Genomic DNA, 23176 nt, shown 5'->3' on the forward strand with positions numbered 1-23176 from the left:
CTACTTCGTGCTTTTTGCTTCTTTCTGTAACTGATACAAAGTATTCATGGCATCCATTGGTGTCATGTCAAATAAGTCTAGCTCTTGTAATTGTTTTAACAGCTTCGCATCTATCTGGTTATTTTCACTACGGGAGTTCGAAGTTTCACGCTTTTCTTCTACGAAAAAGGACAGTTGATCAGACGCTGGTAAATCTTCTTTCGCTTTCGTTTCCTTTTTCTCCCCTTCTAGCTGTTGCAATATAAGATTTGCACGTTCAATTAAAGTTTCCGGAAGATTAGCAAGCTTTGCTACATGAATTCCATAACTTTCGTCTGCTGCACCTTCTTTAATTTGATGGAGAAAGACAACATTTCCTTCATACTCCTCTGCACGCACATGAATGTTCTTCAAGCGATCCAGTGAGTTTTCTAATGAAGTGAGCTCATGATAATGGGTGGAGAATAATGTTTTAGCATGAATATTATCATGGATATACTCGACAATCGCCTGGGCAAGCGCCATTCCATCGTATGTACTTGTTCCCCGACCTATTTCATCTAGTAAAATCAAACTTTTATCTGTTGCATGCGAGATGGCATGGTTTGCTTCAAGCATCTCTACCATAAACGTGCTTTGTCCTGAGACTAGGTCATCAGCAGCTCCAATCCTAGTAAATATCTGGTCAAATAATAATAATTCAGCTTCATCACAAGGAACAAAGCAACCAATTTGTCCCATGATGACCGTCAAGGCAAGTTGCCGCATATACGTACTTTTACCTGACATGTTTGGACCAGTAATAAGTAGCACATTTTTCTCAGCATCCAATTCCACATCATTTGGTACAAAATTCCCGTCACGCATGACCTGCTCAATGACAGGATGACGGCCATTTTTGATAGCAAGCTTTTCTGTGCTAAAACTTGGTCGTTTGAAATTATTTACTTCACTAACTGTAGCAAAGGTTTGAAGAACATCTATCCTGCTGACTATGTCAGCCAAATATTGTATCTCTGGAATATGTCCCTTGATTTTTTCCCGAATTTCTAAAAAGAGCTGATATTCAAGTTCAACGCTTTTCTCTTCTGCTTCTAATATAAGTTGTTCTTTTTCTTTTAATTCTGGTGTGATAAATCTCTCTGCATTGGTTAGAGTCTGTTTCCGTTCATATTTATCTTCCGGTAGGAGGTGAAGATTCGCCCGTGTCACTTCAATATAATAACCAAATACACGATTATAGCCGATTTTAAGTGATTTAATATTCGTCTCTTGCTTCTCTCTCTGTTCCAGTTCAGCAATCCACTGTTTTCCATTTCTTGACGCATAACGATACGTATCAAGCTGTTCATTGTATCCATCTTTAATGATAGATCCTTCTTTTATGGAAACGGGCGGCTCGTCTACCAAGCTTTCATTCAATAACGTTACTAAATGTTCCGGATAATGAAGATCATTTGCAAGGTTTACAACCTCTTTTTGATCTATTTGATTTAGGGTTTCTCTTATACCTGGAATCTTTTCTAGGGACAGCTTTAACTGTTGGAGATCTCTGGCATTGACATTACCAAAAGCGATTCTACCAGCTAGTCTTTCAAGGTCATAGACGGATTTCAATGTTTCCCTTAATGTATCTCTTTCTAGAAAATGCTCATAAAATGCCGATACTGCATCAAGTCTTTCCTCAATTTTCTCCTTGTGTAGTAATGGGCGTTCAAGCCATTTCTTCAACATGCGGGATCCCATTGCCGTTACGGTCTTATCCAAAACCCAGAGCAAGCTTCCTTGTTTTCCCTTTTTCATTATCGTTTCGGTTAATTCCAAATTTCGTTTCGAGTACATATCCAACGAGAGATAATTTTTTCGATTAATGATTTCTGCTTGTTTTAAATGATCAAGGGACCGTTTTTGCGTGTCTTGCACATAATTGAGCAGTCTGCTGAATGCTGTCATTAACCGTTCATCATTGAGATTCTCACTAAGGTCGCGATACTCCGCACTAAATTTGACTTCGTCCTGATAGGATAATGTGACCTGCAGGCGTGTTCGCAATTGACTTTGTAAGCCTTCGGGCAGTGTAGATGGAATTACTACTTCTCTGATCGGCTGGTTGTAAAATTCATGGATGACCGCTTCAAACCCTTCCTCGATAAGGGCAAGTCGATTCTCTCCTGTAGATAAGTCATTGTAAGCTATCACAAAAGAGCCATCTTCAAAGTGAGAGAGGCTGGCAATATAATTATTTTCTCCCTCGGTAAGCATTGTGCTTTCCATGACTGTTCCAGGAGTTATAAGTTGAACAACTTCCCTTTTCACAACACCTTTAGCCGTCTTAGGATCTTCCACCTGTTCACAGATGGCAACTTTATAACCTTTTTCCACAAGAATTTTTATATAATTAGCTGCTGCATGGTATGGGATACCACACATGGGGATGGGCTCTTTCTGCCCAGGATCCCTTTTGGTCAAGGTTATCTCTAACTCTCTTGCAGCTTCTATTGCATCATTAAAAAACATCTCATAAAAATCACCTAATCTAAAAAATAAAAAGGCATCTTTATAAGCTGCTTTTATTTGTAAGTATTGCTCCATCATGGGTGTATATTTTGCCATGTTTCATCCTCCAAAACGTATCTTATACTAGCTATAGTATAGCATACATCCCCTTACTCATACGAATTTCCAAGAAGCTTCTAACTAGATAAAGTGAAACTTCAATCAGTGGGGGTTTTCGTCCTTCCCCCACTTGTTAGTTGAAACGAATCGGGGTGTTAGCGTCCGTTACACCTATTTAAAACTTAACGGTTTTACTTCATGTTTTGAAGGGGGAGACTTACGGACGACTGCACCGGGATAAAATATTATATTTGGCTAATTAGAAAACTTATTTAAAAACAAAAAATTACGAGAGAGACTATCCCTCGTAATTTTTATTAGTCTTTATGATGAAGGAAATCTGGTTCAACTTCTTCCAGTTCATCATCAGTTAATTCAAAATCCCAATTGTCTTCATCGTCATCATAGTTGTTCTCAGAAGGATCAACACGGACAGCGATTTTTGTTTCACCGATAATTTGAACAACAAATTCTCTTTCAATCTCTACAACAATTTTGTGTCCCTTACTTGCAATTTTACATTCCAGGCAGTTTGGTTGCTGTGTAACTTTTGCGATTACGTCAAACTCATCATTGATACATTTATCATCTTTAACAGAAAGCGGGATTATGTCCGTATAGGTAACCCTCTCTGTTACGACCTCTGTTTTAGTATTATCATTATAGGAATACCATACATTGATGTCATAGCTCCCATTAATTTCAACAGTGTCTTCGGACTTCTTCTTAGCATTGTATAAATGATTGATCACCCAGCACCCTAGGATGCTTGATGGTCTATGAGATGGCGTAATGGAATGAGAAGCTTGCGTGAATTTTTTTCCTTTTCCACAAACGGCTTTTGTAATGATTTCTCTATAGTCTTTTTCAAGAAAAGTCATAATTACTTTTACCTCCTCTTTTTTCATTCTCATTTTATGCAAGACAAATACCTAAAGTGCATAGCTATTTGTGAAAAAAGAAAAGAAACCAATTTTAGGGTGATTGAGAAGTGTCAGGATGCGGTTTGGAAATAAAAAAAGAAAGAGACTGCTTCGTCTCTTTCATCGTAATTAGTTACTGCAACTATGATTCTTTTTTGCTTTTGACCCAGTTTCTCCTGCTAAAAGGTCACCGCCTGTTGATTCAATGACATTATTGGTAACTTCTCTGGCTATCGTTCCTGAAACGAGCTGTAATACATCATTTACCACAATTTGTGTTTCTTTAAATTCCTGAACTACTGGAATTTCGTCAATTTCATTTTGCAGACGATCAATTTCTTCCTCGATACGTTTTAACGCTTCTCTTTTCTCATAAGCCTGAAAGTTTACTGCTTGTTTCTGCAATGCTTTAATCTTTGTGATTAATTTTTGCACTTTTTGATTTTCATTTATTTTTGCTTCTACTTGCTTAAAGCGATCAATTTCTTCTGTATTTGCAAGCATTGATGCAAGTCTTTTTGCTTCTTCTAATACTTGTGTACGTGTATATTCTGCCATATTAGTTCACCTCTACTGTATTTTCTACCATCACACCGTTTAAAGACCATGTTTTTGCTTCTGTAATTTCAACTTCTACAATACTGCCAATAGAAGACTTCGGCCCTTTAAAATTGACTAATTTATTTTTTTCTGTATATCCTGCTAGTACGTCAGGGTCTTTCTTACTTTCCCCTTCTACAAGCACTTTAACTTTATTATTTGTATAGGTTTTCATTGACTCTGCCGACTGCTTATTAACAAGATCATTTAAACGATATAGGCGCTGTTTTTTCACATCTTCTGGCACATCGTCTTTTTTTCTTGCAGCAGGTGTACCTTCACGAGGTGAGTAGATAAACGTATACGCTGCCTCAAATCCAACCTCTTCAACTAACGTCATTGTTTCCTCAAATTGTTCATCTGTTTCATTTGGGAACCCAACGATTATGTCAGTTGTTAATGTCGCATTTGGCATTGCTTCACGTATTTTCCTTACAAGTTCAAGGTATTCCTCTCTCGTATACTTTCGATTCATTTTCTTTAAGATCTCACTGCTTCCTGATTGTACTGGCAAGTGAATATGATCTAGTAAATTACCACCTTTGGCCAATACTTCAATTAGACGGTCGTCAAAATCGCGTGGATGGGAAGTCGTAAAGCGCACCCGCGGAATATTAATTTTGTGCATGTCATCCATTAAGTCACCAAGACCATAGGTTAAATCTTCAAAATCTTTACCGTAGGCGTTAACATTTTGCCCCAGCAATGTTACCTCCTGATAGCCTTGGGCAGCAAGGTGACGTACCTCTTGTATAATATCCTCAGGTCGTCGACTTCTTTCTTTTCCTCGGGTCATGGGAACGATACAGTAGGTACAGAATTTATCGCAACCATACATGATATTTACCCATGCTTTGATTTTTCCTTTCCTTGCTTTAGGAAGATTCTCTATAACATCGCCTTCTTTTGACCACACTTCTACAATCTTTTCTTTGCCAAACATTGCTTCTTTCACTAAATGTGGCAAGCGATGAATGTTGTGCGTTCCAAAGATGAGATCCACATGCTGATGCTTCTTCAGTATACGGTTTACAACAGATTCTTCCTGTGACATGCAACCGCAAACACCTAGAATAAGATCAGGCTTTTCTAATTTTAAAGGTTTTAAATGGCCAATCTCACCGAACACTTTGTTTTCAGCATTTTCTCTGATGGCACAAGTGTTTAGTAGAATAATGTCTGCTTCATTTGTATCAGAAGTTGACTCATATCCCATTTCGGTTAAGATACCCGCCATCACTTCTGTATCGTGTTCATTCATCTGACATCCATATGTACGTATTAAAAATTTCTTTCCTTCACCAATTCGCTCCATGTCCTCAGGAATAGCAAAATCATAGTGAACGTTTACTTTATCCCGGCCACGCTTTCGAGCTTTATTTAAGTTAGGTGGTTCATAAGTAGTTTCAAAGTATTTTGCAAAATCAGCACTTGTTTTTTCATGTAAAGGTTTTTCCAGTCCGGATTTTCTGTCCGTGGCATCTGCCTGATTGACTATTTGCGACTGTTCTTTTCGTTGCTGTTCGTTCATTTAAAAGACCCCTTTCATGTTTCCACACCAAACTATACCTATACAATATTACAGTATAAATGCTACAAGCAAAATATACAATATTATTGAACAAAAGCGTAGAGCGACTGTAGTAAATCAACTGAGATAAAGGAATTATGCCCCTGCAAAAGGGGTATGTCGGCGTTGGCTGGCAAGGCCGATTTTAGTCCGACCTACTTTAATTTAAAAATCGATAATGACTTTCACCCTCCGGGTATAAGTGCGACTAGGCCTCTGGTTTACACCAGTCGGCAAGTCTTCTTTATCTTATGGCGATTTGCGAAGTAGACTAGTTTTTGGCGATCGAAGCTAGAGGATCAAAAGCATGGAGCACTTTTTCATCTTTTTGGCAAAGTGCTTGTATTAAAATTGTCCCACCCCATACTTTCTCCCTTAAACTATCTCTTTTAAGCTTATTTCTACCATAATAAAAACCTCCCTAAATTGCGGGAGGTAATATCGGTTATTCTATTTATCTCGGTTCTACAATAAGTTTAATGGCTGTTCTTTCTTCATTATCAATCATAATATCCGTAAATGCTGGTATACAGATTAAATCCACTCCACTTGGAGCTACGAACCCTCTTGCAATAGCTACAGCTTTTACCGATTGGTTTAGTGCACCAGCACCAATTGCCTGGATTTCCGCTGTGCCACGTTCTCTTAGGACATTCGCGAGTGCGCCCGCTACTGAATTTGGACTTGATTTAGCTGAAACTTTTAATACTTCCATTACTAGTACCTCCTTTATTTGCTATTGTAGTTCTATTGCTACTATATTCTTGGAGATGTTAGCTTATTACAGTATGGACAAATAATTCACAGATTCAAAGACTAGCCAAAAAATGGGTGATCCTCATTAATCATGATCCGTTCTACTTTAGTTGCTTTCCCACTATTCTTATCAATTGAAACAACGAATCCATTTAATTGTGTTCTTCCCTCTTTCGTAATTTCAAAACGTACCGGCATAGATGTAAGAAATCTTTTCATAACAGCTTCTCTATTTACTCCAAGGATTCCATCATATGGCCCTGTCATCCCAACATCTGAAATATATGCTGTTCCCCCTGGTAAAATACGTTCATCTGCTGTTTGTGTATGTGTATGCGTACCAACTATAGCACTTACCCTTCCATCCACATACCATCCCATCGCTTGCTTTTCACTTGTAGCTTCACCGTGAAAATCAACAAAAATAATATTCGTACGTTGCTTTGCCTCTTCAATTAAAAGGTCCATTTTTTGAAATGGATCATCTATAACAGGTAGAAAAGTGCGGCCCTGCATATTAATAACTGCTATTTCCGTACCATTTACATTCAAATAAACAATACCCTTCCCTGGATTATTTTCAGGAAAATTCGCAGGACGTATCATATATTTTGCGTCATCAATAAACTCAAAGATTTCTTTCTTATCCCATGTGTGGTTACCCATGGTAACGACTTGTGCGCCCCATTCTAGAAATTGCTTGTAAATTTTTTCTGTAATGCCCTTTCCGGAGGCAGCATTTTCACCATTGATAATTGTCACGGTCGGGCGATATTTCTCTTTTAATTTCGGTAAGTAATCCTGTACCATGTCTCTTCCCGGTGAACCTACTACATCACCAATAAATAATATCTTCATAAATAGTTCATCCCATCTCTATTAGTTATATTTAGTTTTTCATATAAACTTTCTATTGTCAAAACGTAGCCATTTTCTAATCCCTTTGGTATGAAAGGCAACTTTAATTGGCCACAACCCAACCAGATAACTTTTTACCAAACAAAAAAAGCGGTCATTGACCGCTTTTTTTGATAGGCTATGCATTATTTTGCATATTCAACTGCCCTGGTTTCTCTGATTACCGTAACTTTTATGTGTCCAGGATAATCAAGTTCACCTTCAATTCGTTTTCGAATGTCTCTAGCGATACGAACCGATTCGATGTCATCAATTTCGTCAGGTTTAACCATGATTCTTATTTCTCTTCCTGCCTGGATAGCAAAAGATTTTTCTACTCCCGTAAAGGATTCAGATATCTCTTCCAGTTTCTCCAGCCTCTTAATGTAATTCTCAAGTGTTTCACTTCTTGCACCAGGTCTAGCAGCAGATAGTGCATCCGCAGCAGCAACCAGGACAGAAATGATGGAGGTAGGTTCCTCGTCACCATGGTGGGAGGCAATTGAGTTAATGACAACTTCGTGCTCTTTGTATTTCATCGCTAATTCTTTTCCAATCTCAACATGGCTACCTTCTACTTCATGGTCAATTGCCTTTCCGATATCATGAAGTAATCCGGCTCTTCTAGCCAATGTTTCATCTTCTCCTAATTCAGCTGCAAGCAATCCAGATAAGTAAGCAACTTCTGTTGAATGCTTAAGGACATTTTGTCCATAACTTGTCCGGTATTTCAGTCGACCAAGTATTTTAACCAGATCCGGGTGAAGACCATGCACACCAACTTCAAATGTTGTTTCCTCACCGATCTCTCTAATATATTCGTCCACTTCACGTCTGGATTTATCAACCATTTCCTCAATTCTTGCAGGGTGAATTCTACCATCCTGTACAAGTTTTTCAAGTGCCAAACGGGCAGTCTCACGACGAATTGGATCAAATCCAGATAGAATTACCGCCTCTGGGGTGTCATCTATAATAAGATCAATTCCAGTTAATGTTTCCAGTGTACGTATATTACGTCCTTCTCTACCAATTATACGCCCCTTCATTTCATCGTTTGGAAGATTCACTACAGAAACGGTTGTTTCCGCAACGTGGTCTGCTGCACAGCGTTGCAGGGCAAGGGAAAGAATATTCTTCGCCTTTTTGTCTGCTTCTTCCTTCGCACGATTCTCAGCTTCCTTGATCATTAGTGCGGATTCATGCGCAACATCTTTTTCAATACGCTCTAAGATAACCTGTTTTGCCTGGTCGGTCGTGTATCCTGAAATGCGCTCAAGCTCTGTTTGCTGCTCCTGCTTCATAGCTTCCACTTTGCTTTCCATTTCTTCAATTTGTTGTTGTTTTTCTGTTAGTGACTGTTCTCTTTTCTCTAACATGAGCTCACGCTTGTCTACTGTATCACTTTTTCTGTCCAGATTTTCTTCTTTTTGCATCAGACGATTTTCTTGCTTTTGTACATCTAAACGACGTTCTCGTAACTCGTCTTCTGTCTGCTGACGAAGCTTGTGATTTTCATCCTTCGCTTCAAGAAGTGCCTCTTTTTTAGCGGCATCTGCATTTCGATGTGCCTCATCCACTATTTGTTTAGCTAAGGTTTCTGCACTGGAGATCTTAGCTTCAGCAATAGATTTACGAATCAGATAACCAACAACAATACCGACGATTAGGAGCAAAATGGAGATGATTATAAAGATAGGATTGTCCATAATTTCACCTCCTATTGCTATTAAGTTTTACAAATCATTATTGTCGGCATGTACCGTTTTCAAATGCAAAAGAACAATAATTCATATAATATAAATTATAAATTTATACATATTTAATTTTAATTGTCTATATAAGGAATGTCAAGGAAACGTCACAAACTATTTCCTTGCCCTAATAGGAAATAAAAGAAACGCTTTTATTTCTCTTACTTAATAGGAAGTAATTAGCTCGATAGAACCTCTTTTTACCACTCTCATAACTAAAATATAGCCATATAGGGAAAATACTAAACTGTAATACTCAAGCTTAAACCTTATAAAGAAAACCGGACATATTCGAATTAGCTTCGAAATATCGTCCGGCATTAGTTTAATAGAACACTACTAAATTTTTCATTTCCTGCTTACACATCAAAACTTTCCTGGCTAACCTCTTCAGCTTCTTCAGGCTCTTCATCCAACTTATAATGTTGACGGATTGCTTCGTGGATTTCAGTCGTTATGTCTGTGTTTTCCTTTAGGAATTGCTTCGCATTTTCGCGACCTTGGCCTAACCTTTCTTCATTATAGGAATACCAAGCACCGCTTTTCAGTACAATGTCCAGATCTGAACCAATATCAAGGATCTCCCCTTCTCTGGATATACCTTCACCATACATAATATCTACTTCCGCCTGTTTGAAAGGTGGAGCTACTTTATTTTTCACTACTTTAATTCTAGCTTTATTCCCCATGATATCGTTGCCTTGCTTCAATGTCTCTGCACGGCGAACTTCTAGTCTTACAGATGAATAGAATTTTAGTGCACGACCACCTGGTGTAGTTTCAGGGTTACCGAACATAACACCTACTTTTTCACGAATCTGGTTAATAAAGATAGCAGTTGTTTTTGACTTGTTAATTGCTCCAGATAGCTTTCTGAGTGCCTGTGACATAAGACGAGCTTGAAGTCCAACATGGGCGTCACCCATTTCACCTTCTATTTCCGCTTTCGGTACAAGGGCAGCAACTGAGTCCACTACGACGATATCTACTGCACCACTTCTCACAAGTGCCTCAGCTATTTCCAGTGCTTGTTCCCCAGTATCTGGTTGTGATAACAGCAATTCATCAATGTTAACACCAAGTGCTCTTGCATAGATTGGATCAAGTGCATGCTCTGCATCAATAAAAGCAGCCTGTCCACCTTTTTGCTGAGCCTCTGCAATGGCATGTAAAGCAACAGTCGTTTTACCTGAAGATTCCGGGCCATATATTTCAATAACACGTCCGCGCGGGTATCCACCTATTCCTAATGCAACATCTAAAGCAAGTGATCCACTTGGAATGGTTGCTATCTTCCTTTGTTCTTGCTCCCCAAGTTTCATTATTGATCCTTTACCAAATTGCTTCTCTATTTGTCTCAACGCCATATCTAACGCTTGTTTTCTATCGCTCACAACGTACTCCTCCTTCAGTTCTTCTATTTACATCATACATTGTTTTTTACCTTTTGCCAAGAAAAAAACGAATAAATGTTCCCTTTTTTTAATATGGTTCTTTTGGAAAAAATAGCATTTTACAGTATGAAGGCCAAGCTAGAATTAAATTAACTCCTCATACAACCTACTCAATAGTGGAATTTAAATAATTAAAAAGAAATTCTAATCCCTTTATTGTCGCCCGATGTCTTACTGAATTGCGATCACCATGAAAATGATAACCTTTGGTTTCAGAGCGTTTATTTATGTGGTCGTATATAGAAACAAAGACAGTACCTGGTTGGTGGTCCTCTATTGAAATAGGACCCGCAACTCCAGTAAATGAAATTCCAAATGAACTACCCAGCAAACCACTGACCTTCTCAGCCATCTGTTCTGCACAAGCTTCAGATACGGTCCCGTCTTCTACGAGGACTTCCTCTGATATTCCAAGTACTTTCCTTTTTACATCCGTGTCATAGCATACAATTGAACCTTTACAGGCAGCTGAAGCACCAGAAATAGAGACGAGTTTATCAGTAAACATTCCGCCCGTCAGGCTTTCCGCTGCAGCGATCGTCTTACCACTAGATTTGAGTAAATCTATTATTTGTTGCTCGATCGTTTGCTCATCGACACCAAAAAGATATTCCCCGAGTCGATCCTCTACTTGTGCTTTTGTTTGTTCTAGTAAAGAATTGGCTTCTGTTTCGGAGTTATGTCTGGCAGTCAGCCTGATTACAACACCACTTTCTTGCGCTAGCGGTGCGAGAGTAGGGTTGCTTTGATTTTGAATTAAATCATATAATTCATGCTCAAGCTGGGACTCTCCGATTCCGATAAACTTTAAGATCATTGATTTGATAACTTGCTTTTCACCAGTCAAATTCTGCAAATAAGGGAAAACAGAAGTACTGGCCAAATGCTTCATCTCTCTTGGGACTCCTGGGAGAAAAACCCATGTTCTCTCTTCATGAGTGACAATCATACCAGGTGCCATCCCAGCATGGTTTTCCAATACGCTAGCTCCTGCAAAAACTCGCGCCTGCTTCCGATTATTCGGTGTCATATTGGTTCCGCGTTTAGTGAAAAAAGCTGTTATTTTATCCATGGAAGGCTCATGTTCTACAATGTCCATACCACTCATTGCTTGGAACGCCTCTCTTGTTAAATCATCATCTGTCGGACCCAATCCCCCTGTCACAATAATCACATCTGAACGAGCATGGGCTTGGTTGAATACTGTTTTGACACGCTGCAAGTTGTCTCCTACAACAGTGTGATGGTAAACATTAAGCCCGAATAAAGCTAGTTGTTGAGATAACCATTGTGCATTTGTATTCGAAATTTGTCCGAGCAATAATTCCGTGCCTACTGCAACAATCTCTGTTTTTAATTGTTTCATCACTTCGAATCCCTCATGACATGCCAATTTTTCATGAAGTAGTCAACTCCCGAAACAATGGTAAAGAATAGTGCAGCATAAAGCATTACCGTACCAAACGGGAAGCCTATGTAGGAGAACGGGAACTGATGTAGAAGCAAAATTGCGATTGCGACCATTTGTGTTGCTGTTTTAAGCTTCCCCATGCTTCCAGCAGCAAGTACTATACCTTCCCCGGCTGCGACAAGTCTTAGCCCTGTAACTGCAAACTCCCTACTTATAATGACAATAACAAGCCAAGCTGGTGCCATCCCCATTTCCACTAATAGTATTAACGCTGCTGAGACAAGAAGCTTATCAGCAAGCGGGTCTAAAAACTTACCTAGATTTGTTACGAGGTTATGCTTACGTGCATAATGGCCGTCAACCCAATCCGTAGCAGCTGCTAAAATGAAAAGCAAAGCCGCTATGAAATCTGATACAGGTAGAGATGTTTCCCCAATATCCCAAGTGCCCCAATTAAATGGAATACTTAACAATAGAATAAAGATAGGGATTAGAAAAATTCGAGATAGCGTAATTTTATTAGGTACATTCATTCGTAAATCCTCCTATTATGTTTACTATTAGTGTAAGTTAAGTGATAAAACCCTTCCGTCAGTATAAAAGGGAAGGGCTTCTCTACAATTATTCTGTTTCCTGGTTAATTTCCAGCCAAATATCCTGACGCACTTTTGCATTCGCATCAACCGGATATTCCATCTCCACTCCATTTATCGTAATGGTTAAATTAGAGGCATTTCCGATCTTAAAGAATATGCGTTCTTTTCCACTTAAGTCAATTTCTAATGGGGATTGGTCACCGGTAAACATTCCTTCTTCAAAAAATGTCTCCCCATCTTCAGATTCTACAAGAAGCCAAGTATCGCTTGCTGCTTCCAATGTTGCTGTTATTTCATCCCCTGCGTTATCTAATGCTACAGTTGAGACAGGTGTAGATCCAGTCCCCTCTTCCACTACAGAAAAAGAAGGCTCTGGCTGATTTTCTTCCTGTTCTTGTTCATTTGTTTCTTCCTGATCCGCATCGTCAGTAGTAGACTCATCTTCATTGCTTTCATTATCTTCATTACCAGATGCATTCTCTTGTGAATTTTCTGGGTTGGTTATAATAATGTCTTCTTCCTCGCTTGGCGCATTACTTTCATCATTCCCCATGGATTGCTTAATAAAATACCATGCGGCAAAAAGGATACCTATAACAAGTATAACTGTAATAATTGTTGGCAGAATGGAAGAATGGGAACTGCTTTTCTCCGTATTTCCAGATTTCCTTGTCCGTTGCATACGAGTAAATTGTACTTCTTCTTGTTCTTCTGTTTTAGGAACTTCTTCTTTGTACTCCTCTAATAATTCATCTGGATCAAGTCCTACCGCGTTGGCATATTCCTTAATAAACGCACGTGCATAAAACTTACCAGGAAGGATTTTCATATTCCCTTCTTCAATCGCCATGAGGTAACGTTTCTGTATTTTGGTAGATTCTTGAAGACTTTCTAAAGAGATATTCTTCGCTTCTCTCGCTTCCTTTAACCGTACACCAATTTCCATATATAAACACCATCCATTTTAAAAATCAAACATTGTAAAGCCATTGTCCTGGCTAAAATCCTGCCTTTCGATAGGCTCATATGTAATTACTTCATCTTCATGGCTTCGAAGTTCAATGATGTAATCAAAATCATCTATTTTATACTCCGTCGCCTGTACAAAAATATCTGGATGCTCAACCACCTTTATAGATGGAAGCTGCATCACTTCTCGTATTAACTGCCAATGTTTCTCATTCGCTCTGTTTTTTGAAACAACACCATCAATAATGTATATATTATCGGGGTTATATTCACCTTCAATCAGTTTGCTGCGCACCGTCTGCTTTAGTAATGTGCTTGATACAAACAACCATCGCTTGTTTGCACAGACACTTGCTGCCACTACTGATTCCGTTTTGCCAACACGAGGCATTCCTCGAATACCAATTAGTTTATGTCCTTCTTGTTTATATAATTCCGCCATAAAATCGACTAATAAACCAAGTTCATCTCTCACAAACCGAATTGTCTTACGGTCATCAACATCTCTATGAATGTACTTCCCGTGTCGCACGGCTAATTTATCACGCAGTTTTGGCTTCCTGATCTTTGTCACATTAATTGTATCCATTGTTTGCAAAATTGTCTTTAGTCTTGTAATGTTTTCATCATATTTAGAGAGCAGAAGCATCCCTCTCCTGGAATTCTCCACTCCATTTATTGTGATAATGTTGATTGACAACATTCCTAGCAATGAGGAAATATCACCAAGTAACCCAGGTCGATTTATTTGGATTTCATATTCAAGATACCATTCTGTTCTCTCCATAAGATTACTCCTTAGTAAATAACTTCCTAAAATCTATCATGTCAATCCCTCTCTATATAATAAATGATTTTTACGTAAGTGAAAAGAGATTATCATCCATATGTGTAAATAAAGTTAGAAAAGTGAAAAGCGCCGCTTAGAAAAGTAGCACTGGAAGTGGAGTAAACATGGAAATTATACTCACAATAGAGGAAAAGGAAAAAGGAATTGTACTATTTCTCTACAATTCCTTTTTCTTCATTATTTTTATTTGCTTATTACTTTTGAACAAGCTTAATCATTGTGTTTGCAAGTGCTTGTTGTTCCTCTTCATTAGCAGCGTTCCATAGTTCACGCAACACAGCTTCTTCTTCATTCTTAGCTTCTACGCTTTGTGAAAGGTAATCGCCTACTTCTTGTGCTACACTTTGAATTGTCTTTTCACTCATACCCTGTTGCTGGGCCTGCTGTAATTTATCCGATAAGAAACCCTTCCAGGAATCAAAATTATCCAATACTGACATACAGATGCCTCCTTCCATGTTATACACCTATAGTATTTGATGAAAAGCAGGCTTTATACATGGAACTTGTTAGATCACCAGCCACCAGTCATATTAATAATTTCACCATGAATATAAGGAGAGTGCTTATCAAGTAAAAATGCGACTAAATTTGCTATTTCTTCAGGTTTACCAGCTCGTCGTAATGGGATCTCATCCAATATGGCTTCTCTCTCGCCCTGGTCTAGTTGTGCATTCATTTTTGTTTCAATAAAACCCGGGCTTATCCCATTAACTGATATCCCTGTTGGTCCTACCTCTTTTGCAAGTGCCTTAACAAAGCTGTTTTGTGCACCTTTTACGGAAGAGTAAACCACTTCATTGCTAGCACCTTCTCTACCCCAAATGGAAGTAATAAAAATGATATTACCCTCGTTTTTTTGAATCATAGAGGGGAGTAGATGCTTGGTAAGCAACCAAGGAGCTTTGACGTGTATGGATAACATCTCATCCATTACCTTATCCGGCGTTTGCTGGAAGACCCCATAATAGGCATGGCCCCCAGCATAAATGACACTATCTACCGAATAAGCGAGTTGGTTCATAAAATTCTGTATACCTTCTGGTTCTGCCAAATTCGCCTCGATTATATCTAAAACAGCTTCTGAATTATGCCGCCTTCTAAACTCGTGCAATCTTGCTTTGTTTTGGTAACCATGCAAAAGAAGCGTATAGCCACTTCGTACAAGTTTTTCAGCAATTGCCACTCCAATATCTCCACTTGCCCCTATAATTAATACATTCTTCCCCATTATATCTCCTTATTCTCCTGTAATCACATGTACAGCTAATTGTTGTTCTGAAATCCATTCTTTTAAGAATCCATTGGCATCTTCTAATGTAAGCGCCTGTATTTCCGGGATAATGTTAAAGAAATCAATTCCTAGCATGTGGTAATGCGTGTATTTACTTGCAATAAATTCCAAGGAGTTCATTGCTCTTAATAATTGCCCAATCTTTTTCTTTTTCATACGGCTAAAATCGTCTTCTGCCAGGTCATTATTTCTCGTAGAAAGCAACATTTCTTTCACTTTACTTGAAAAAGCTTCAGGTTTCTGTGCATTACTTCCAATAAGGGTATAACCAAAATTTCTTTCAAGGTTGGTTTCATAAAAGAAACTATCATCAATTAACTCTGATTGATACAACTCTTGATAAAAGTCCCCACCTTTAGAGAAATAATGATCCATAACCATGCTTTGCAAAAGTTCCCTTTTTAAAAATTCATTCTTCGTCAATGTAGAAACAGAGTCTTTAATCCCAATCGTACATTTGGGTACTGACACGGACATGGTTTGCCTTGCTTCTGGCTTTGCCACTTCCATCTTTTCTTCTGGAAATTGTCGTTTAATTTCATCCATTTTTTGAAATGTTTTTGCATTCTGATTGGCTTCAATTAGTTCCATCATCGAACTGGGATCAAAATTACCAGCTAAAAAGAAAATCATATTCTCCGGATGATAAAATGTATTGTAGCATGTGTATAAATCATCTTTGGTGATGGTATGAATCGAATCTACTGTCCCTGCTATGTCAATGTTTACAGGGTGTTCTTTAAACATGCTTTTAATCGTGCCCATAAACGATTGCCAATCCGGCTGGTCATCATACATCTTAATTTCCTGTGCAATGATGCCCTTTTCCTTCTCGACTGACTCCTCCGAAAAATAGGGATCTTGGACAAAATCTAATAGTGTTTCTACGTTTTTTTCAATATGATTCGTTGCCGAAAACAAATAAGCGGTTTTTGTAAAAGAAGTATAAGCATTTGGTGAAGCACCCTGCTTACCAAAGTCTGCGAATACATCTCTATCTTTTTTTTCAAAAAGCTTGTGTTCTAAAAAGTGGGCAACCCCTTCAGGAACGGTAACTGCCTCATCTGAACCTATGGGTGTAAAGGTTTGGTCAATGGATCCATAATTAGTGGTAAAGAGACCATATGTTTTTGCCATCTCTGGCCTTGGCAATAACAAAACGGTCAGTCCATTATCCATCTTTTTCGTGTATAGCGTTTCGGATATCTCCTCATAAACTTGCTTATTCATTTGTTTCACCGTCCTTGCTTGTTAACAGATAAAGAGTGTCAGCTTCCACTTTCTCAGCTGCTGAGATGACTTGTTCACGGTTTACTGCTTTTATTCCTTTGATTAACTGCTCAGGAGTTCTTTCTTTCCCAGCAAGAACCTGCTGGTAAAGCAATTCAACTAAGCCTTGCGGATGGTCCATTGTTTCTCGTAATTGATTAACAATAAGGTCTTTGGTCTCTTCCAATTCCTCGTCGGTGAAATCCCCTTTTTTCATGGCTTCTAGCTGCTCATTCATGATGTCTCTTGCCTGTTCGTAATCCTTTGGTGCGATACCACTAAATACGATTAAGAGACCTTTCTGACTCTCCAGACGCGAGGAAGCATAATAGGCCAAACTATTTTTTTCTCTAACGTTAATAAATAATTTAGAGCTCGGAAAACCTCCAAACATTCCATTAAACACCTGTAAGGCAAAATATTCGTCATCATGATACGTACAATTTGTACGGTACCCAATGTGTAGCTTGGCCTGCTGGATATTTTCCTTTTCCACCACTTCTGTTAATTCCCCAGAATTATTTTTATTAGTGGGGCTTACTTGCGTAGCCTGAGTATTCACTTGCTCACGCTTTAGCTTTGCGACAAGTTGCTGCTTTAATGTTTCTTCGTCAAAATCTCCCTGTACATACACATCCAGCTGGTCTTCTGAAATGGCTTTCTTATAATAGGTGTATAAATTTTCAGGTGTTATTTCCTCAAGATCTTCTTGGTAACCATGTACATGGAGGGCATATGCTTCTCCTTTACACATTTCATCAATTAAGCGCATGTTTGCATAACTCATTTTGTCATCTTTAATGGCATGAATCTTCTGTTTTAGTGTATCCTTCTCACGTTTAACTACTTTTTGGTTAAATGCATCATTCTCTGCATTTGGATTAAAAAGAAGTTCACTTAGTAAGGATATGCTTTCCTCTACAATTTTTGATTCATCCGGTATAAACTTCTCGTTTGGCACTTCCAAGCGGAAGCTTATAATATGTTGCTCTCCTTTTTTTGAACCATCGACCGAGAGTACAGCACCATATAAGTCATCCAATTTTCTTTGTAGTTCCTTTTTACCTGGATAGTTAAGCGTCCCTTGTTGCAAAATATACGGTAGTAATGCTCTTTTCGTGATCGTGTCTCTTTCTAGCGACGCTTTCAGCTTTACAACAATATTAATTGTTTTGTATTTCTTATTATGGATAAAATGTAAGTTTAGTCCATCTGTATGGACGACGTTTTCTTCAACAGCTTCCATCCTGTTTCCTCCCGTTCTTTTTATACGTAGCATTCTAGAGTACGTTGATTATTCTGTTCAATTTTACCAATTGTAATCCATTATAAAATAAAAAAATCTGACTTGCTACTAAATGCAAGTCAGATTTCTGAGCAGATTTTATCTGCTTCCTTTTATATATGGTTCCCCATTAGCTCTAGGAGCTTCAGAGCGACCGATAAATCCAGCCAGAGCTAGAATTGTCAGTACATATGGTGCGATTAATAAAAATACCTGTGGAACATCAGCAAGCAACGGAATTCCCGCGCCGATCACACTTAAACTTTGAGCGAATCCAAAAAACAATGCTGCGCCCATCGCGCCAAGTGGATGCCACTTACCGAAAATAACTGCTGCTAAGGCCATAAATCCTTGTCCAACGATAGTAGCGTGTGAGAAATTTAGTGCAATGGTTAAGGCAAAAACAGAACCGCCCAATCCACCAAATGCTCCAGAAATAATGACAGCCACGTAACGCATCTTCGTAACGCTAATTCCATTGGTATCTGCAGCCATCGGATGTTCTCCCACCGCCCGCAGTCTTAAACCAAATGGTGTTTTATACATAATATACCAGCAAACTAGCGCTAATATAATGGATATATAGGAGATAACATAGATACCTTCAAAGAAGATAGGCCCTAAAAATGGTATGTCTGATAAAAACCAAATATCTGTTGTGTAAAAAGGTTGAGTGACCATATCGGTCTGTCCCTTACCGTAAAATTGTTTGGTTAAAAATATACCGAGTCCTAGTGCCAAGAAATTAATAGCTACACCACTTACAACCTGATCTGCTCTAAAAGAAACAGCTGCTACAGCATGTATCACGGAAAAAATTGCGGAAACGACCATGGCAACTAGGATGGAAACCCATGGTGTCCATGGACCTAAAACATCTGTGAAAGTTAAATTAAACACAATCCCAACAAACGCTCCCATTACCATTAGCCCTTCAAGGCCAATATTAACGACACCTGATCTTTCACTGAACACTCCGCCTAGCGCTGTAAAAATAAGTGGCGCAGAGAAGAAGAGTGCTGGTGGAATAACCTGTGCTAATAACTCAATAACCCCCATCTATTTCTCCCCCTTTTTTAAACGAAGCAATACCCAGCGAATAATATAGCTTGATGCAACAAAAAAGATAATGAGTGCAATGATAATATCAACTAACTCGTTTGGCACGCCAGCTTCTGTCGGCATGTTCAACGCTCCTACCTTTAATGCACCAAAAAGAAACGCAGCTAAAATGACTCCAATCGCTGTATTCGCCCCCAATAGAGCAACAGCTATTCCATCAAATCCAAGGTTTGTAAAGCCTGAACTTACAGACATGTTACCATAGGTCCCAAGCCCCTCCATTGCTCCAGCAAGACCTGCAAATGCTCCTGATATAACCATTGCGAGGATAATATTGCGTTGAACATTCATACCTGCATATTTTGAGGCATGCTGGTTATAACCAACAGACTTCAATTCATAGCCAATAGAAGTTCGTTCAATTAAAAACCACATAATGATAGCTGCGAATAATGCAATTAAAATCCCATAATGCATTCTTGAGAAAAAAGTTAGGTTCTGCAACCATTCTGATGAAAGAGAAGCGGTTGCAGCAATTTTATCTGTTTTATCCTGATTATCAGATAGGACAGAACGAATTAAGGCATTTGAACTGTATAAAGCTACATAGTTAAGCATGATCGTAACGATAACTTCATGTACTCCTAGTCGCGCTTTTAAAAGACCTGGAATAAAGCCCCAAATTGCACCAGCCAAAGCAGCAACGATAACCGCAAATGGAAGATGAATATACATTGGTAAATCAAATGTAATACCTACCCAAATTGCTGCAAGCCATCCCACAATAACCTGGCCTTCTGCTCCGATATTAAATAATCCAGTTCGAAAAGCAAATGCTACGGCCAGCCCGGTAAGGATATATGGCGTTACTTGTCTGACTGTTTCACCTACAAAATACATATCACCAAAGGCGCCTTCCCATAATGCAGCATAGCCCTCAATAGGGTTATATCCAAACCCGATCATAATAATAGCACCGGATAGAAGACCAATTAATACTGAAATAACCGGAACCAAGATGTTAAACATTTTATTCGAGGTCATTTACAACACCCACCTTTTCTTCCGAACTTCCGGCCATCAGTAGTCCCAATTTTTGTTCGTTTGTTTCTTCAGGTTTCACATTAGCTACAATTTCACCATCAAAAACAACTGCAATCCGGTCACTTACATCAAGGATTTCATCCAGTTCAAAGGAGACTAGTAAAATTGCCCGTCCTTTATCTCTTTCTTCAATCAGCTTTTGATGAATAAATTCAATTGCTCCTACATCAAGACCTCGAGTAGGCTGTGCGGCAATTAAGAGATCAGGTGAACGGTCAACCTCACGACTGATAATCGCTTTTTGCTGGTTTCCACCCGATAGTGCACGAGCTTTTGTATAAACACTAGGCGTTCGAACGTCGTATTCTTTAATCAATTTTTCGGCTTTATCATAAATTTCTTTGTAGTTTAAAACTTTGTATTTAGAATATGGTTTTTTATAATAGGTTTGGAGCACAATGTTTTCGCCTATTGGAAAATCTAGAACTAAACCAAACTTATGCCTATCTTGTGGAATGTGTCCAACTCCGCTTTCCGTCACTTTACGGGGTGATAAATTTGTAATCGCTTTTCCATTTAACTCGATGGAGCCTTTTTGAGCTTTTTTCAATCCCGTAATGGCTTCGATTAATTCACTCTGCCCATTACCATCTACTCCCGCAATTCCAACAATTTCACCAGCACGGACTTCTAGGTTTAATCCTTTTACCATATCAACTTTGCGTGAATCCTTCACATGTAAGTTATTCACCTTTAATATTGTCTCTTTAGGCTGTGCAGGTGTTTTTTGTGTCTTAAACGAAACATCCCTACCGACCATTAAGGAAGCCAATTCATCAACAGACGTATCCGCTACATCGACTGTGCCAATACCTTTTCCTTTTCTTATTACAGTACATCGGTCACATATTTGCATAATTTCTTTTAATTTATGTGTTATTAGAATGATAGATTTCCCTTCTGCAATTAGAGACTTCATAATCTGCATAAGTTCAATTATCTCCTGTGGTGTTAATACAGCAGTAGGTTCATCAAAGATAAGTACATCTGCTCCACGGTATAAGGTCTTCAAGATTTCTACCCGCTGTTGCATTCCAACCGAAATATCTTGGATCTTCGCTCTTGCGTCCACCTTTAAACCATATTTATTGGATAACGCTTGTACTTCTTTTTCTGCTTTTCGTAAATCGATTTTCCCCATGGAGGTCGGTTCAGCACCTAAGATAATATTTTGCGTTACGGTAAAAGGCTCTACAAGCATAAAATGTTGATGCACCATACCAATACCATGGTCATTCGCGACATTTGGATCGGTCATGTTTACTGGTTTCCCTTTAACACGGATTTCTCCTTTTTCCGGGTGATATAATCCAAAGAGTACATTCATTAATGTTGATTTCCCTGCACCATTTTCTCCTAGCAATGCATGAATTTCCCCTTTTTTCAGCTGTATGGTAATATCATCATTGGCTATAATTCCTGGAAATTCTTTACGTATATTTAACATTTCAACAACATAGTCCACCAAAAATCAACCTCCTTATGAGCAGAATTATCTGAATAAAATCTTTATACTTAAAACGAAGATCGCCAACTGAAGGAGCGGGATACTACCCTTCAGTTGAAGATCTTCTTAATAGAACACGACATCATCGCATAAGTTAAATTCACAATCTTGATTTAATAGTGAAAAAGGCTGTCTATCAGCCTTTTTCACGTTTTCTATTACCTTATAATTCTTCTTCGAATGCTTTTAGTTCGTCATGAGTTTGAGGAACTGTAACATCTCCATTAATGATTTTTTCTTTCCACTCATTAACTGCTGTTGCAATTTCTTCTGTGTATGCTTCTTCATTTGTTTCAGCAATCCCGATTCCTTCATCTTCAAGTCCAAATACGAGTACTTCCCCTCCAGGGAACTCTCCGTTAAGACCTTGGTTACTTACTTCGATAACGGAAGTATCTACACGTTTCACCATAGAAGTTAATGTTACGTTGTGATCACCAATTGCACCTTCTTCATATTGGTCACGGTCAACCCCAATTACATAGATTTCTCTCTCTGGATCTTTTTGTTTTAAATCTTTAGCCTGTGCAAATACACCATTCCCAGCAGCTCCTGCTGAATGATAGATTACATCTGCTCCATCATTGTACATACGTGTTGCAATTAACTTACCATCTGCAGCAGAACTGAAGTTACCTACATATTGAATATCTACTTCAATATCAGGGTTTACAGATTTAGCACCTGCTACAAATCCTGATTCAAATTTATTAATTAATGCAGAATCTACGCCACCAATGAAGCCTAGTTTATCTGTGTTAGTTTTCATTGCTGCAGCTACACCAGTAAGGAATGAACCTTCATGTTCCGCAAAGGTAATACTCGCTACATTCGGTGCTTCTACTACTGTATCGACGATCGCAAAGTCATTATCTGGGTTTTGTTCTGCAATTTCAGCAATTGCATCTTCAAGTAGAAAACCGATTCCAAATACTAGATCATAGTCATTACGAACAAGACGTGTCATGTTTGGAAGATAATCAGACTCATCTTCTGATTGTGCATAGTCGAATCCATCTGCTTTTGATAGATCATGTTCTTCTCCCCATGCTTGTAACCCTTCCCATGCAGATTGGTTAAATGATTTATCATCAACCCCACCTTCATCTGTTACCATTCCGACAGTATAATCTGAAGAACCCTCTTCAGAAGATCCCTCAGACGACCCTTCACCTTCGCTATTACCACTCGATTTTTCATCACTTCCACCACATGCAGCTAATACAAGACCAAGACTTAGCAATAATGCAAACAATAAAATAAATTTACGATTCTTCAAC

20 protein-coding genes are annotated in these 23176 nt (G+C 38.6%); all 20 read right to left on the reverse strand.

Annotated elements, in window-relative coordinates; genetic code table 11:
* Positions 1-2592 (reverse strand): DNA mismatch repair protein MutS, encoded by a 2592-nt coding sequence (gene mutS / locus ACTWPF_RS10525; RefSeq protein ID WP_443149136.1) that lies wholly within the window; start codon positions 2590-2592, stop codon positions 1-3.
* 320 nt (positions 2593-2912) lie between these two features.
* A complete protein-coding gene (locus ACTWPF_RS10530) occupies positions 2913-3476 on the reverse strand; it encodes an outer spore coat protein CotE (RefSeq protein WP_106896714.1) in 564 nt (187 codons plus the stop codon).
* 171 nt (positions 3477-3647) lie between these two features.
* On the reverse strand, positions 3648-4076 hold the full coding sequence (locus tag ACTWPF_RS10535; RefSeq protein ID WP_106896713.1) for a RicAFT regulatory complex protein RicA family protein: 429 nt from the start codon (positions 4074-4076) through the stop codon (positions 3648-3650).
* 1 nt (position 4077) lies between these two features.
* A complete protein-coding gene (gene miaB / locus ACTWPF_RS10540; protein ID WP_443149137.1) occupies positions 4078-5649 on the reverse strand; it encodes a tRNA (N6-isopentenyl adenosine(37)-C2)-methylthiotransferase MiaB in 1572 nt (523 codons plus the stop codon).
* Positions 5650-6142: 493 nt separating this feature from the next.
* Positions 6143-6403, reverse strand: coding sequence for a stage V sporulation protein S (locus ACTWPF_RS10545; protein WP_036572979.1), 261 nt, complete (start codon positions 6401-6403; stop codon positions 6143-6145).
* Between the two features lie 101 nt (positions 6404-6504).
* The gene (locus ACTWPF_RS10550; protein WP_036572980.1) at positions 6505-7302 is read right to left on the reverse strand and encodes a TIGR00282 family metallophosphoesterase; all 798 of its coding nucleotides are present in this window, start codon (positions 7300-7302) and stop codon (positions 6505-6507) included.
* 185 nt (positions 7303-7487) lie between these two features.
* A complete protein-coding gene (rny, locus tag ACTWPF_RS10555; protein ID WP_106896711.1) occupies positions 7488-9050 on the reverse strand; it encodes a ribonuclease Y in 1563 nt (520 codons plus the stop codon).
* A 404-nt stretch (positions 9051-9454) separates the two neighbouring features.
* On the reverse strand, positions 9455-10489 hold the full coding sequence (recA, locus tag ACTWPF_RS10560) for a recombinase RecA (protein WP_106896710.1): 1035 nt from the start codon (positions 10487-10489) through the stop codon (positions 9455-9457).
* A 166-nt stretch (positions 10490-10655) separates the two neighbouring features.
* The gene (locus ACTWPF_RS10565) at positions 10656-11915 is read right to left on the reverse strand and encodes a competence/damage-inducible protein A (RefSeq protein WP_443149253.1); all 1260 of its coding nucleotides are present in this window, start codon (positions 11913-11915) and stop codon (positions 10656-10658) included.
* A complete protein-coding gene (gene pgsA / locus ACTWPF_RS10570; RefSeq protein WP_036572987.1) occupies positions 11915-12493 on the reverse strand; it encodes a CDP-diacylglycerol--glycerol-3-phosphate 3-phosphatidyltransferase in 579 nt (192 codons plus the stop codon). The genes ACTWPF_RS10565 and pgsA overlap by 1 nt, the downstream gene beginning before the upstream one ends.
* An 88-nt stretch (positions 12494-12581) precedes the next feature.
* Positions 12582-13502, reverse strand: a complete 921-nt coding sequence (locus tag ACTWPF_RS10575) for a helix-turn-helix domain-containing protein (RefSeq protein WP_443149138.1) — start codon at positions 13500-13502, stop codon at positions 12582-12584.
* An 18-nt stretch (positions 13503-13520) separates the two neighbouring features.
* Positions 13521-14312: a DUF3388 domain-containing protein gene (locus tag ACTWPF_RS10580; RefSeq protein WP_036572989.1), complete on the reverse strand. Its 792-nt coding sequence runs from the start codon at positions 14310-14312 to the stop codon at positions 13521-13523.
* 257 nt (positions 14313-14569) lie between these two features.
* On the reverse strand, positions 14570-14815 hold the full coding sequence (locus ACTWPF_RS10585; protein ID WP_106896707.1) for a DUF3243 domain-containing protein: 246 nt from the start codon (positions 14813-14815) through the stop codon (positions 14570-14572).
* A 74-nt stretch (positions 14816-14889) separates the two neighbouring features.
* Positions 14890-15606 carry an elongation factor P 5-aminopentanone reductase gene (gene ymfI, locus ACTWPF_RS10590; RefSeq protein ID WP_443149139.1) on the reverse strand — a complete coding sequence of 239 codons (717 nt, stop codon included), beginning with the start codon at positions 15604-15606 and terminating at the stop codon, positions 14890-14892.
* 9 nt (positions 15607-15615) lie between these two features.
* Complete coding sequence (gene yfmH, locus ACTWPF_RS10595; protein ID WP_106896705.1) at positions 15616-16899, reverse strand: EF-P 5-aminopentanol modification-associated protein YfmH; 1284 nt, start codon at positions 16897-16899, stop codon at positions 15616-15618.
* Positions 16892-18184: an EF-P 5-aminopentanol modification-associated protein YfmF gene (gene yfmF / locus ACTWPF_RS10600; RefSeq protein WP_106896704.1), complete on the reverse strand. Its 1293-nt coding sequence runs from the start codon at positions 18182-18184 to the stop codon at positions 16892-16894. Before yfmF ends, yfmH begins: the two co-directional genes overlap by 8 nt.
* A gap of 138 nt (positions 18185-18322) precedes the next feature.
* Positions 18323-19282 (reverse strand): ABC transporter permease, encoded by a 960-nt coding sequence (locus tag ACTWPF_RS10605; protein ID WP_443149140.1) that lies wholly within the window; start codon positions 19280-19282, stop codon positions 18323-18325.
* Positions 19283-20329: an ABC transporter permease gene (locus ACTWPF_RS10610; RefSeq protein ID WP_106896702.1), complete on the reverse strand. Its 1047-nt coding sequence runs from the start codon at positions 20327-20329 to the stop codon at positions 19283-19285.
* A complete protein-coding gene (locus tag ACTWPF_RS10615; protein WP_106898515.1) occupies positions 20316-21854 on the reverse strand; it encodes an ABC transporter ATP-binding protein in 1539 nt (512 codons plus the stop codon). Before ACTWPF_RS10615 ends, ACTWPF_RS10610 begins: the two co-directional genes overlap by 14 nt.
* A gap of 205 nt (positions 21855-22059) precedes the next feature.
* The gene (locus ACTWPF_RS10620; protein ID WP_106898514.1) at positions 22060-23175 is read right to left on the reverse strand and encodes a BMP family lipoprotein; all 1116 of its coding nucleotides are present in this window, start codon (positions 23173-23175) and stop codon (positions 22060-22062) included.
* Position 23176 lies beyond the last annotated feature (1 nt).

The sequence above is a fragment of the Oceanobacillus sp. M65 genome, assembly GCF_052246275.1.
GTDB lineage: Bacteria > Bacillota > Bacilli > Bacillales > Amphibacillaceae > Oceanobacillus_B > Oceanobacillus_B jordanicus.

Coding starts and splice junctions, on each gene's coding strand:
- mutS (WP_443149136.1), bottom strand. CDS start 2,592: ATGGCAAAATATACACCCATGATGGAGCAATACTTACAAATAAAAGCA.
- ACTWPF_RS10530 (WP_106896714.1), bottom strand. CDS start 3,476: ATGACTTTTCTTGAAAAAGACTATAGAGAAATCATTACAAAAGCCGTT.
- ACTWPF_RS10535 (WP_106896713.1), bottom strand. CDS start 4,076: ATGGCAGAATATACACGTACACAAGTATTAGAAGAAGCAAAAAGACTT.
- miaB (WP_443149137.1), bottom strand. CDS start 5,649: ATGAACGAACAGCAACGAAAAGAACAGTCGCAAATAGTCAATCAGGCA.
- ACTWPF_RS10545 (WP_036572979.1), bottom strand. CDS start 6,403: ATGGAAGTATTAAAAGTTTCAGCTAAATCAAGTCCAAATTCAGTAGCG.
- ACTWPF_RS10550 (WP_036572980.1), bottom strand. CDS start 7,302: ATGAAGATATTATTTATTGGTGATGTAGTAGGTTCACCGGGAAGAGAC.
- rny (WP_106896711.1), bottom strand. CDS start 9,050: ATGGACAATCCTATCTTTATAATCATCTCCATTTTGCTCCTAATCGTC.
- ACTWPF_RS10565 (WP_443149253.1), bottom strand. CDS start 11,915: ATGAAACAATTAAAAACAGAGATTGTTGCAGTAGGCACGGAATTATTG.
- pgsA (WP_036572987.1), bottom strand. CDS start 12,493: ATGAATGTACCTAATAAAATTACGCTATCTCGAATTTTTCTAATCCCT.
- ACTWPF_RS10575 (WP_443149138.1), bottom strand. CDS start 13,502: ATGGAAATTGGTGTACGGTTAAAGGAAGCGAGAGAAGCGAAGAATATC.
- ACTWPF_RS10580 (WP_036572989.1), bottom strand. CDS start 14,312: ATGGAGAGAACAGAATGGTATCTTGAATATGAAATCCAAATAAATCGA.
- ACTWPF_RS10585 (WP_106896707.1), bottom strand. CDS start 14,815: ATGTCAGTATTGGATAATTTTGATTCCTGGAAGGGTTTCTTATCGGAT.
- ymfI (WP_443149139.1), bottom strand. CDS start 15,606: ATGGGGAAGAATGTATTAATTATAGGGGCAAGTGGAGATATTGGAGTG.
- yfmH (WP_106896705.1), bottom strand. CDS start 16,899: ATGAATAAGCAAGTTTATGAGGAGATATCCGAAACGCTATACACGAAA.
- yfmF (WP_106896704.1), bottom strand. CDS start 18,184: ATGGAAGCTGTTGAAGAAAACGTCGTCCATACAGATGGACTAAACTTA.
- ACTWPF_RS10605 (WP_443149140.1), bottom strand. CDS start 19,282: ATGGGGGTTATTGAGTTATTAGCACAGGTTATTCCACCAGCACTCTTC.
- ACTWPF_RS10610 (WP_106896702.1), bottom strand. CDS start 20,329: ATGACCTCGAATAAAATGTTTAACATCTTGGTTCCGGTTATTTCAGTA.